This is a genomic window from Gammaproteobacteria bacterium, assembly GCA_029884425.1.
Taxonomy (GTDB): Bacteria; Pseudomonadota; Gammaproteobacteria; order S012-40; family S012-40; genus JAOUHV01.
The window spans coordinates 1-12,439 of the sequence record JAOUHV010000025.1; the positions used below are offsets into that span (position 1 = coordinate 1).

Here is a 12,439-nt window from a genome sequence, read left to right on the forward strand (position 1 = left end):
CAGGAAGTTATCTCAACCTCCCTCTCTCAAGCGAGGCGCGTATTCTACTGCCTCCGGCGTTTTTTTCAAGGCTTTTTTCAAACCTTTTTCACCGCCCCGACCCGCTTGCCAATCTCTCAACCAGCCAACCCGTCAGGGAGCGCGCATTATAGGCACATCAAAATTTACCGCAAGCCCTAAATGCGCACTTCAAAACTGTTCGATCAGAAACTAGGCACCCTGCCCCTGGTCATGCTTGCGAACTATACAAGAGAGGCGCACATACGGCCCCTTCAGCACTGGAGTCACCTCAAAGCGCAGACCATTGTGATCAGTAAATTTGGTAAGGTGGTGCTGGGCTGCAGACTTCACTACACGAGCAATTGCTGCGCGCTCAGTTTCAGAATCCGCCGACAGACCAATCTCACCCAGCGTCTCACACTGTTCGCGCGCCGCGACCTTCTGCTGCATATTAATGTAAGGGAGCATCATCTCGGAGCGCTCGTCCATGACATTGAGCAACAAGCCACGCATTGCCGACCGCGCCCGCCATCCGTCCTGCGCACTGTCCCAACCATCAATCTTGAATGTTGGATCCTTCATCAACGCCTGTTTGATTCGACCCGGGTCATAATCAGACCAGCCAGGTGACGATACCACCAACAGCGTCGCCGCAAGATAGCTCCAGCGCATACCCACCCCCAAACGAAGAAATCTTATTGTTTATATTTTATTGCCGAGCCAGAAGGGTATTGCAGAGACCGCCGAGATGCAAGCGTTCAATTTATGATCAGATTATTTATTCTCAGGCATAGACATCAACAACACGGCCACGAGGCGGAACATACCAGGTTGCAACCTCCACCGCCTTGGCCACGAAGGCTCGTCCTGCCTCAGCTTGGTCCACCATGGCACTTGCCAACGCCTCACCATGTTCATGAGTCAGCAAATTCGCCCGCAAATCAGTCATATAGTGATTTGCCTGGCGATTATAAACCGGCAGTTGGCTATAGGCGTGAGACACATTCAGTGTGCCAATGATCGATTTCGTAATCATTGGGGGATAGTACTAAAAACAATTCCAATACACTGTGAACCACGTCTAAGAATCGCAACAAAAACCGCCCCTGGAAAACAAAAAAGCCCAACACTTTGAAATGTCGGGCTTTTTTACTCAAATATGGCGGAGGGGGAGGGATTCGAACCCTCGATACGCTATTAACGTATACACACTTTCCAGGCGTGCGCCTTCAACCGCTCGGCCACCTCTCCAAGAGGCCGCAGATACTAAAACAAACCTGCTCGAGATTCAACTGCTATCCCCTTCAATTACAAACTTTTTCACCAACTCCCAACTGAAAGAAACAGGTGCGCGCCGACGGCAATTTACATAGAATGGGTCGCATGGACAGCATTCACGCCACTTTCGCTCGACCTAGCGTCGCCACCCAGGGCGATTCGCAACTGATTGACCAGCTCAGTCGCAATAGCTCGCCCTATCATGATCCATTACTCAGGGTCCGGTGGGAGCAGCTTAACCAAAACAGCTTCTGGCTACCCGAGCCGGCAATCTCATTATATGGCTGCCCGGAATACGACAAACTCAGCCTCGAACAGCGTAAGACCCTGTCGCAATTTGAGTTTTTGAATTTCATCGAAGCAGGAATCTGGCTGGAAAGCCTGTTCATGGAACGCATCGCCCGCTCCCTTGGCAAACAAGCGCGCAACCTTGCTGAAGTCACTTATCACTTGCATGAAATGCGGGAAGAAGCCGGCCACAGCCTGATGTTTGTGGAATTGCTGCGACGCAGCGGGCCCCTGCTACCAAATACTCGCTTTCATCGCTTCGATATATCCAATGTATTAGCCAGAATTGCCCCATTTGAATCCGTCATCTTCTGGACGGCGGTGCTGATTGGCGAAGAAGTCCCCGATCGGATGAATCGCTTTGTGCGCAAACACCAGGATGCGGTCAATCCCGCGATTTTTGACATTGTCAGCGTGCATATCATTGATGAAGCCCGCCACATTGCCCACGCCAAAGACAGCATTGCCCAAGCCCTGAGTAATGCCAGCCCATTAAAACGTCGCCTGCTTAGCGCCATCATTAATCGAATGATTCGGGAGTTTGTTCGCGCCTTTTATCTGCCTGGTGCCCACATCTACGAGATGGCCGGACTTGCTCCAGGAACAGCATGGGCGCAGCGTGCGCGCAACAACCTGCACCGCAGCAGCTTCATTCATCAATGCACCGAACCTACCCTGCGCACGTTGCGCGGGCACGGTCTGCAACTGGACTGGAAATAGGGAACCGTCTGCGCGATCGGCAGACTCGACTTACTGACAGGAAAAAACGAACTGCGTTTCTCGACTTGGCGAACAACGACTAGAACAGGTCGATATCACCTTCGTCGTCAACCGTATCGGACAGAGCCTGCAGCGCTCGACCAATCGCTTCGTCTTCCGACAAACCTTGCAGCACCGCATCGAACAGCACGCGCTCATCCTTCATTGCCAACACTGAGGTCAATTCAGCCGTGGCTCGCACGTCACCCACATCAAGAAAATGCTTGGCGTGCCTCAGTCGTTGCGAGACCCGATCATAAAACTGCAGCGCAACAACCGTACTGGATATCATTGCCTGCGCCTCGCCCATGTGCTTGGCCAGCGAAGCCTGCGCTTTTTCATTGGCTGGCTGATCTTGCAATCTGGCAGCAGCCGACTGAATATTCAACAATATCCCCTGTAACTGCGCGATACTCTGCGTCGCATTGGCCGAGGTCTGCTCGCCATCACGCACCGAGAATTCGATCCAGGCTTTGACTAGAGCAACAATCTTTGCGTCCACGCCTTCTTCGAAATGATGCAATTGTCCATCCTTTATCAAAACCTGGGTCACACTCATTGGAAAGTTCCTTAAGCTTAGACTATAGCACTACAAACGTTGACGAGCCCCGGGAAGCAACAATTCCAATACCTCCAAAAACTGGAAAATGGCCTCGTGCAACATCGGCTTGATTCGCTCGGTTTCCAACCCCACCAGCGCCCATGCCTCGGCCTCGCATGCCGTATCCAATTCTTCTTCGTCACCTATTTCCAGCGCATGCGCCATAACGTTGGCCATGTGCACAATACTCACTTCCAGTTCATGCTGCTTTGTTTCGCGCGGGTTATGGTGATATTGCACCGCCGTCGCCAATGATTCCGACAAGCCCCAGTGGCGCAGCAGTTCCGCAGCCAGCTCACCATGATCAAACCCCAGCACCAACCGCTCTGCCGTCACCCCGTCATCCAACTGATGTTCATTTTCAACCGCCCATATTTCATCGACTTGCTCTGGAAAACGGTGATAAATCACCAAACGGCCAATATCGTGCAGCAAACCAGCAACAAACAGCCGCTCGGGATGTAGCACGTTACATTCGCGCGCCAGGATGCGCGCCAGTACGGCCGCGAAAATGCTGTGCCGCCAGAAGCTGGCCATGTTCACTTTATTGGCCGACAGCCCGGCAAACGTTTCCACTGCTGTGGTTGCCCACACCATGTTCTGTAATTCTTTCAGGCCTATCATCAAAACCGCACGCGAAACGGTTTCAATTTTGGCCTCGAAGCCATACATCGGGCTGTTAACCAGCTTCAGCAAACGCAAGGTCAGCGCTGGATCCTTGCTGATAACATTGCCAATTTGATCTATGTCCGAGTTGGGATCATTGACGAGATCGTTAACGAGAAAACAAACTTCCGGAAGAGAAACCAGTCCATCCACACCGCGAACAAGCTCCTGCACCGAATTCGGAAACACCTTGCTCTCCGACATAAAACTCTCTCTGATTACATTGACAACTAGTTGTTTTTGTTTAATATTTTCAGCAAACTTTCGTATTCGAAGTTATTGAATGTAACGTCCGCCCTGGTTGAATCTTTACCCTGCCGCGAGCAAAAATTCCCACACAAATTAATGAGGGCTGGGGACGATAATAAAAAAACTTGATGAGAGAATAGGATTCCGGCATCATCCAGAATCCACAGTGTTTTCTCGGAGAAGAACAAATGGGTTATACAGAGACTCTAACTTTCGCGATTTATGCAATTTCGGTTGTAGGCGTTATTCTTGGCGCTTTCACCATCGCGAAAATCTACAGCAAGGAAGGCTTTCGTTAAGCCTTCCTATTTCTGTGGCCTCACTCTTGAGGCCGCAAGCTTTGCCCGCTCGCGACAATCTTCCACATCATTCCCGTAGGCCAGCGCCACTCCCATTCGACGACGCTCGAAAGATTCGGGCTTGCCGAACAGGCGTAAATCCGTGTTTTCCACCGCTAATGCCTTGTCCACATCGGCAAAGTGAATCCCTTTTTCTTCCATGCCGCCGTAAATCACCGCACTGGCACCGGCGCTGATACACTGGGTTGAGACTGGCAAGCCCAGAATCGCGCGGGCGTGCAGTTCGAATTCATTTTGCCGCTGGGTCGCCATGGTCACCATGCCGGTGTCATGGGGACGGGGGCTGACTTCGCTAAACCAGACCTGGTCATCACGAACAAACAACTCCACCCCAAACAAGCCACGCCCGCCCAAAGCCTCGGTCACTTTATGCGCAATTTCCTGGGCACGCTTGAGCGCCGCCGGCGTCATCGGCTGCGGCTGCCAGCTTTCGACGTAATCACCGTGCTTTTGGATATGACCAACGGGATCACAGAAGTAGGTAGTCACTTCGCCTTTGGCATTCTTTGCCCGGACAGTCAGCAGGGTAATTTCAAAATCAAAATCGATCACGCCCTCGACGATTACTTTGCCGTGATTGACTCGCCCGCCCTGCATGGCGTAATTCCACGCGGTTTCAACGTCCTCAGGATTACGAATCATCGATTGCCCCTTGCCCGACGATGACATCACCGGCTTGACGATACAGGGGTAGCCAATGCCACCATCGATCGCCATTTGCAATTCGTTCAACGACTGGGCGAACGCATAAGTGGAAGTCGGCAATTCCAGTTCTTCGGCAGCCAGGCGACGGATGCCTTCACGGTTCATGGTCAATTGGGTGGCGCGTGCCGTGGGAATGACTTCAGCCACGCCCTCGGCCTCGATTTGCGCCAACACGTCGGTGGCAATGGCTTCGATCTCGGGCACCACCAGATGAGGCTTTTCGGATTCGATCAACTGACGCAATGCCTGGGGATCAGACATATTGATGGCATACGCACGATGGGCAACCTGATGCCCTGGCGCATTTTCGTAACGGTCCACGGCGATGACTTCCACGCCCAGACGCTGCAGGGCAATGATCACTTCCTTGCCAAGCTCGCCGGCACCCAGCATCATCACTTTGGTCGCCGATGGCGATAGTGGCGTTCCAATACGCATATGTTTCTCCCCCAAAATTTTTTGCAGGATAGTACGCCGATAGCCCGCCGGAATCAAAAAAACTGCGCTAAATGATCAGCAATCAATCGGGCACCGCTCGGCTCGGGGATGGCGGGCTTGGGAGTGTTCAATACTTGCTCAATCGCGTCCCGCAGTTCGCCAGAAAAAAACTGCTCACGACTGATTTCTTGTGCCTGACCATGCCGCAGCAGCCAGTCGACAATGAATGGTTCCTCCGCCCAGTCGCCACGACACACGAACAACACGGGTTTGCCATTGCAGACGGCCTCGGTGGTCGTGCCATAGCCGGGCTTGGTCACCACCAGATCGCAACTGGCCAGCAAATCGGTAAATGTCAGCAGACAATGCTGGGCACACAACACATCCGGCCGGTCACTGTGCACTAACCAGGACGCCACCCAGCGCACGCCATCAATACGCGGCCAGCGCTCCAACGGGATGGCGGTTTCTATTCCGCCGGGAACGATAAACACCAAACGCTCCCCCTCGCCCAAACCCCAATGGCAATTGAGCCATTCGCGCTGATTGCTTCCCAGCTTGGCCAGGGGTGGCACATCCACGCCATTGACCAAATCCGCCATAGCCATGGAGGGTTGCGGTTTGAAAAACCAGCGGGCGCGATTGTAGGCTTCCAGCATTTGCTGATGAATAGCGCGACTATCGGCGGTTTCGGCAAAACAGTCCCGATAAATGTCCGCCCAATTGAGCGAACACATCGCCACCGACGCCAATCCCGCCTGATGCGCCCCGGCCAGGGTGAGATAGGGCGCATTCGCCAACACCAGATCCGGCTTGAGAGCGCGCAATCGTTGCGATTCTTCGGTCACCCGCTCGGCCCAGTGGCGGTGCCATTGGCGGTAGCGTTCAGCACTGGCTGAGTAATCGATATCCAGCGCAGAGGTCATGTCCATACCAAAGTCTGCAACCTCGGCCAGCACCTGCACATCCTCACCCAAGCGGGATTTGACCAATGCCTCGGGTAATTTTGTCCGCAATGTAATGCGTAGCTGGGAATAACGCTCGCGAAGTTCGTTGAGCACCAGCGCGGTCTGGGCAAAATGGCCATAGCCGTGCGCCGACACCGTCGCCAGCAAATGAAACGGTGCCAACATTATTCGTCGTCTGCCTGCTGATACTGACTGTCCAGCAACGCTGCCCAACGCAATTCGTGAACTTCCAGAAACAGCAGCAGCGCCTGACGGAACTCCAGTAACTGACGCTCGAAGCGCTCCTGGTCGGCACTCGGCACAAGTGATACGACCGACCGCTCCACATCCAGCAAAGCATCGCGCAGCTTGACGCAGGTACCCAATGCGCTTTTGACCTGTTCACGCGGCTGTGGAATCCAGCTTCGGTCGGCCACTAACGCGGCCAGCACTTCACCCAGCTCCAGCAGGCGCTTGCGCAGGCGTGGCAGCGCGCCGATCTTGGCCAACTGCACCTCGCCCCACACGGACAAGTCCAGCAACTCCAGCCATTGACGACGCAACTCACTCACCTGCGCCGAGTCAAACGCCATGGATTGCGCCACTTGTTGCGAGGAAATTGTCATTTTTTATCCATATCAAACTGTTCACCTAGGGCGAACATTATACAGAGGGGAAAGTCGGAAGGATCTAACAAATCAGGGAGCGCCGCCGATACCCGAAGCATCTCCCCATGAATTTTCTGCTCATGAACAAACCCCTGCTTCAGGAGACAACATCGCATAAAGGCATCGCCGCATGGTGTCGGCGTTTGGGCGTCCTTGGGATTTTATTCTTTTTTATCAAGGGCCTGATTTGGATATTACTATTCATCATCCTGCCCTATCTGGGATTTAGCGACTAACCTCGCAGTTTCGCATCCAGCCGCATCAAGCGCTCCGGCGAACCAATGTCTTCCCATTTGCCCGTAAATTTCTGCCCCGTAACCTTCCCTTGATCCATGAAATCACGTAGCAAAGGTGCCAGCGCTGCCCGTTCAGGAGCCATGCCGGCAAACAGTGCCGGAGAATAAATACCAATCCCGGAAAAAGTCAATTTCTGCACCCCGGTGGCACGCATCAACCCATCCTGGGCCAACATGAAATCGCCGGTGGGATTGTGCAGCGGATTAGGTACCACCACCAGATGGGCCAGACTGCCCGCGGGCAATGCCAGCGTAGAAAAATCAAAATCGGTCCAGATATCGCCATTCACCACCAGGAACGGCTCTTTGCCCAGTAGAGGCAACGCCTGGATAATTCCGCCCGCCGTTTCCAGCGCAGTTTGTTCAGCAGAATAGGTTATTTTCACCTCCAACTGCGAACCATCCCCTAGGGCCTCCACGATCTGATGCCCCAGATGGGCATGATTGATCACCAGCTCGGTAATATTGGCCTTTTTGAGCCCCTCGATAATGTAAACAATCAAGCTTTTTCCGCCAGCCTTTAACAATGGCTTGGGGTGGCGGTCAGTCAATGGACGCATCCGTTCACCGCGTCCCGCGGCCAATATCATCGCTCTCATCGTAACTTTCCTGTGGTCAACTCATACCGAGGCGCCACAACCTGATGAATCAACTTATTCAACGGTTGTAGCTCTACATAATCCTGTGTCACCTGCAACACATACCCCAAGGTTCGGGGAATATCTTTCAAATATCCGGGCTTGTTATCCCGATGGTTAAGGCGGGCGAAAATGCCAATCGCTTTCATATGGCGCTGCACCCCCATCCAGTCAAACCAGCGGCGAAACGTACGACTATCAACGTCACGCAACAACCCTTGCTCACTCAAGCGCAACCGATACGCTTCAGCCCATGCCTCGACTTGTGGCCTCGGCCAATCGACGTAGCAGTCACGCAGCAAGGACACCAGGTCGTAAGTCACCGCGCCCACGACGGCATCCTGAAAATCCAGCACCCCCGGGTTGCCCTGATCCAATTTCATCAGATTGCGCGAATGATAATCGCGATGCACCCAAACCTGAGGCTGCGCCAGCGCCGACTGCGCCAACTGCTCACTCACCTGAGCCAAGGCCGCCTGCTGATTGGCGTCCAGCATAATTCCCAAGTGTTTGCCCAAAAACCAGTCACGGAACAAATCCATTTCCCGTTGCAGCAACGCATAGTCATACGCCGGCAACGACAACGACGGCCTGGGCCCGGTCTGCAGACGATACAACGCGTCCATGGCATCACCATACAAGGCATCGACCGTGCCAGGAGCCAACACCTGGGCATACTGCGTATCGCCCAAGTCCGATAGCAGCAGAAATCCGTTGCTCAAGTCTTCGCAGATAATCTCCGGCACGTGCAAACCTAGAGCTCCAAACGCCTTGGCGATACGCACAAACGGTGCGCAATCCTCCTTGTCCGGCGGCGCATCCATCGCAATTAAAGTGCGATCCGCCAGATGCACACGAAAATAGCGGCGAAAACTGGCGTCAGCTGAAGCCACGCTAATACGAAAGTCCGTCAACCCGGCAACTTCTTTTAACCATGATTGCAAGTGCTGCAAACGCAGATCAGACACGTCCCAACCTCTCATTCCAATGTTGTTAATTCAAATTGCGTCACACATACTGGCCAAGATGCTAACATCCCAGCCAAGCAGCTCACCAGATGCCCTGCCCGACAAAATCACTTACAATGGCTTTTTATACAACCGTTTGCTGGCGTTTGACCTTTGACAAATAAACTCTCTGCCGTAAGCCTGTGGCTTAGCCTTGCAACTCTAGTTCCGTCTGCCACAAACGCAGCGCTGTGTGAGGATGACGATCCGTTCCACCCCATTCCCATGCAGGCATTGCCCGCCGACAAAATTGTACTGCAATCCAATGATGGATATTCCCAGGATGGTCTGTATCAATTTTCCGGCCGGGTGCTCATGCAGCATGAAAACCAGCTGCTGCAAGCCGACGGCGCCCAGTTCGATGAAAAAAATCAACGCCTCCAGGCCAACGGCAATGTGCAGTTCCAGGTGCCCGGCCTGATTTCCCGTGGCGACGGCGCCCTGCTGCAACTCGACGAACACCGCGGCATCGTCAACGAATCACGCTACTTGCTCGAATACACCGGCGGCACCGGCCACGCAAAAAAAATTGAAGTCATCGGCGAAGTCGCCGAGCTGCAAGGCGCCAGTTACACCACCTGTCCAGGCACGCAACCCGCGTGGCAATTGGCGGCACAATCCATCACCCTGGACCGAGCCAACAACGAAGGCATCGCCCGCCACGTCGTGCTGCAACTGGGACAAGTGCCGGTCTTTTACGTCCCCTGGGCCAGCTTTGCGCTGCAAGGTCGTAAAACCGGCTTCCTCACCCCGGCACTGGGCTACTCGCGTATTCGCGGTGCGGACATCACCCTGCCGTATTATCTCAATCTGGCCCCAGCCCAGGATGCCACCCTGTACCCACGCCTGATAGAAAATCGCGGCCCGCAACTGGGCGGCGAATATCGCTATCTGACGGCGAGCAGTGCCGGCCAGGTGTTCAGCGAATATCTTCAGGACGATCAACTGTACGGAGACAATCGCTCGCTGTTTTCATTCAAGCACCGCGCCCAACCTAATGACCACTGGAGCTACAGCACGCAACTGGAGCAAGTCAGCGACCGCGATTATTTCAGCGACCTGGGCAGCAATCTCAGCACCAGCAGTCAGACACAACTGGAGCGCAATCTGCGCACTCAGTGGCGTGGTAAGAACTGGTGGGCCAGCGCAATGCTGCAAGACTACCAAATGCTCCGCAGCCACACCGCACCACACCGCCGCCTGCCGCAGCTGCAATATCGCCATCAAAGTCAGCACCGCTGGCTGCAAACCGAATTGCTCGGCGAATACAGTTATTTTCAGCACGACACACTGCTCAATGGCCATCGATTGCTGGTCGAGCCTGTTTTGACCACCGGCTATGATTCGCCCGGCGCCTACCTGCAGCCACGGCTGCGACTGCGCCACAACCGGTATTGGCTACAGGACCAGCCGGACGACGGCGGCACCAATGCGGTGTTCAGTCTGGATTCGGGTCTGCGCTTTATCCGTCACGGCCAGCGCATCGACCAGACCCTGGAACCGCGCCTGTTCTACACCTACAGCCCGTACCGCGACCAGCACTTGCAACCCATTTTCGATACCGGCGCACTGGATTTGAGTTTTGCCCAATTGTTCCGCGACTTCCGCTACATTGGCGGCGATCGCATCGGTGACGAAAACCGTCTGAGTACCGGCCTGAGTTCCAGCTTTGTCCGTCAAACTGACGGCCGACAATTGCTGCGCCTCAGTCTGGCCCATGCCCGCTATTTCGCAGATCACCGCACCCAACTGCCCGCTGAGGAACCAACACTGGCGGGTGATAGACGTATCGCCGGCGAAATTGCCAGTGAGTTTTTACCCGACTGGAGCTTTGCCACTACCCTGTTTCAACGCACCACCGATCGTCATCCGGACAAGCTGGCCACACGACTGAACTACGACGGCGATCGGCAGGGCCTGGATTTGTCTGCCCGCTATCGGCAGAATTTGCTCAAACAAGTGGGTGCCGCCGGCTATGTTGAGCTTGGCCCCCATTGGCAACTGGCGGCCAAGTGGACATATTCGCTGCAATATGAGCGCAGCAATGAAGCGGTCATCGGCGTACAATACCTCAGCTGCTGTTGGCGGCTGCGCACCGTTGCGCAACAATTCATCAAAAATGCCCAGGGCGAAACCGATCGCAGCATCGGTGTGGAAATCGAACTCACCGGACTAGCGACGGTCGGACGTAAAACCGAAGACCGTCTGTCACGGGAAATCATGGGATACAAGAGCGAAGGTTTTTAATCTGCAATGAAACGTCTAGTGAATTTATGCCTGCTAGCCGGGCTCAGTCTGCCCGTCATGGCCACCACCAGCGAAATTGATCGCATCGCGGCCATCGTCAACGATGACATCATCACCACCCAGCAGCTAGAGACCCAGCTGGAAACAATCTCCAAACAGCTACGCGCACAAAACACTCAACTGCCGCCGATGGACATTTTGCGTCGCCAGGTGCTGGAACGTGAAATCATCAAGGAAATACAACTGCAGTTGGCGAAAAACACCGGCATTATTGTCGATGACAACGCCCTCAACACCACCATCGGCAACATCGCCCAGCAGAACAAACTCTCGCTGCGTCAATTGCGTGATGTTCTGGAAAAAGATGGCTACGACTTTGCGCAGTACCGGGAAAACATTCGTCAGGAAATGATTATCGCCCGCCTGCAGCAACGCGAAGTACACAGCCGTATCAATATTTCTGACGGCGAAATCGACAGTTTCCTCCACACCCAGTCGCTGCAAGGCGGACTGGATGAGGAATATCTGCTGTCGCATATTTTGGTTACTATTCCCGAAGCGGCCTCGCCAGCACAAATTGCCCAGGCCCGCAAAAAAGCCGAGGAAGTGCTGGCCCGCCTGAAAAAAGGCGATGATTTTGCGCAAATGGCGGTGAGTTATTCCGACGGCCAAAAAGCCCTCGAAGGCGGCAGCCTGGGCTGGCGCAAGGCCGGCGAACTGCCCACCCTGTTTGCCGAGGTGGTTACCCAGCTCAAACCCAATCAAATCGGCGAAATCATTCGCAGCCCCAGCGGTTTTCACATCATTAAGCTGATGGACAAACGTCGCGGTGAAAAGCACATCATTACCCAAACCCTGGCCCGCCACGTTCTGATCCGCACCAACGAACTGGTCAGTAACATGGAAGCGCAGGAACGCCTGAAACATCTGCGCGAACGCATCCAAAACGGCGATGACTTTGCCGAGCTGGCGCGCTCGCACAGTGATGATCCCGGCAGCGCCTCCAAAGGCGGCAGCTTGGGCTGGGTGGATCCCGGCGTGATGGTGCCCGAGTTTGAAGAGGTGATGAACAAAACCGCTCTGGGCAAAATCAGCGAACCGTTCCAAAGCCAATTTGGCTGGCACATTCTGCAAGTGCAGGAGCGACGCAATCAGGACAACAGCGACGCCTTCCGCCGCAATCAGGCGCGCGACTTTTTGCGCCAGCGCAAAATCGAGGACAACCTGGACACCTGGATTCGCCAGCGCCGCGATGAAGCCTACGTCGAATACAAAACCGAGCGCTAGTCTGCA

At 54.4% G+C, this 12,439-nt stretch carries 12 protein-coding genes and 1 tRNA gene; 3 read left to right on the forward strand and 10 right to left on the reverse strand.

From position 1 onward, the window contains the following. Positions 1-210: 210 nt before the first annotated feature. The 3 genes from OEW58_08180 to OEW58_08190 form a co-directional block, all read right to left on the reverse strand. A complete protein-coding gene (locus OEW58_08180; protein ID MDH5301323.1) occupies positions 211-672 on the reverse strand; it encodes a hypothetical protein in 462 nt (153 codons plus the stop codon). Between the two features lie 112 nt (positions 673-784). Next, a complete protein-coding gene (locus OEW58_08185; protein ID MDH5301324.1) occupies positions 785-1,036 on the reverse strand; it encodes a hypothetical protein in 252 nt (83 codons plus the stop codon). Between the two features lie 124 nt (positions 1,037-1,160). Beyond that, positions 1,161-1,251 (reverse strand) — tRNA-Ser (locus tag OEW58_08190). A gap of 132 nt (positions 1,252-1,383) precedes the next feature. On the opposite strand from OEW58_08190, the gene OEW58_08195 reads away from it, so the two are divergent. Beyond that, positions 1,384-2,286: a diiron oxygenase gene (locus tag OEW58_08195; GenBank protein MDH5301325.1), complete on the forward strand. Its 903-nt coding sequence runs from the start codon at positions 1,384-1,386 to the stop codon at positions 2,284-2,286. 79 nt (positions 2,287-2,365) lie between these two features. Here the strand turns inward: OEW58_08195 and OEW58_08200 are convergent, their stop codons facing one another. The 7 genes from OEW58_08200 to OEW58_08230 form a co-directional block, all read right to left on the reverse strand. Continuing rightward, positions 2,366-2,884: a hypothetical protein gene (locus OEW58_08200; protein ID MDH5301326.1), complete on the reverse strand. Its 519-nt coding sequence runs from the start codon at positions 2,882-2,884 to the stop codon at positions 2,366-2,368. A 30-nt stretch (positions 2,885-2,914) separates the two neighbouring features. Continuing rightward, positions 2,915-3,796 carry an HDOD domain-containing protein gene (locus OEW58_08205; protein MDH5301327.1) on the reverse strand — a complete coding sequence of 294 codons (882 nt, stop codon included), beginning with the start codon at positions 3,794-3,796 and terminating at the stop codon, positions 2,915-2,917. Between the two features lie 350 nt (positions 3,797-4,146). After that, a complete protein-coding gene (gene purT / locus OEW58_08210; GenBank protein ID MDH5301328.1) occupies positions 4,147-5,343 on the reverse strand; it encodes a formate-dependent phosphoribosylglycinamide formyltransferase in 1,197 nt (398 codons plus the stop codon). 53 nt (positions 5,344-5,396) lie between these two features. Then, complete coding sequence (locus tag OEW58_08215) at positions 5,397-6,476, reverse strand: hypothetical protein (GenBank protein MDH5301329.1); 1,080 nt, start codon at positions 6,474-6,476, stop codon at positions 5,397-5,399. Beyond that, complete coding sequence (locus OEW58_08220; GenBank protein MDH5301330.1) at positions 6,476-6,916, reverse strand: hypothetical protein; 441 nt, start codon at positions 6,914-6,916, stop codon at positions 6,476-6,478. Before OEW58_08220 ends, OEW58_08215 begins: the two co-directional genes overlap by 1 nt. 274 nt (positions 6,917-7,190) lie before the next feature. Further along, the gene (locus OEW58_08225; GenBank protein MDH5301331.1) at positions 7,191-7,853 is read right to left on the reverse strand and encodes a nucleotidyltransferase family protein; all 663 of its coding nucleotides are present in this window, start codon (positions 7,851-7,853) and stop codon (positions 7,191-7,193) included. Next, a complete protein-coding gene (locus OEW58_08230; GenBank protein ID MDH5301332.1) occupies positions 7,850-8,860 on the reverse strand; it encodes a phosphotransferase in 1,011 nt (336 codons plus the stop codon). Before OEW58_08230 ends, OEW58_08225 begins: the two co-directional genes overlap by 4 nt. A 153-nt stretch (positions 8,861-9,013) precedes the next feature. Between OEW58_08230 and lptD the strand changes: the two genes are divergently transcribed. Both lptD and OEW58_08240 read left to right on the forward strand, forming a co-directional pair. Further along, complete coding sequence (gene lptD, locus OEW58_08235; GenBank protein MDH5301333.1) at positions 9,014-11,146, forward strand: LPS assembly protein LptD; 2,133 nt, start codon at positions 9,014-9,016, stop codon at positions 11,144-11,146. 6 nt (positions 11,147-11,152) lie between these two features. Continuing rightward, positions 11,153-12,433 (forward strand): peptidylprolyl isomerase, encoded by a 1,281-nt coding sequence (locus OEW58_08240; protein ID MDH5301334.1) that lies wholly within the window; start codon positions 11,153-11,155, stop codon positions 12,431-12,433. Positions 12,434-12,439 lie beyond the last annotated feature (6 nt).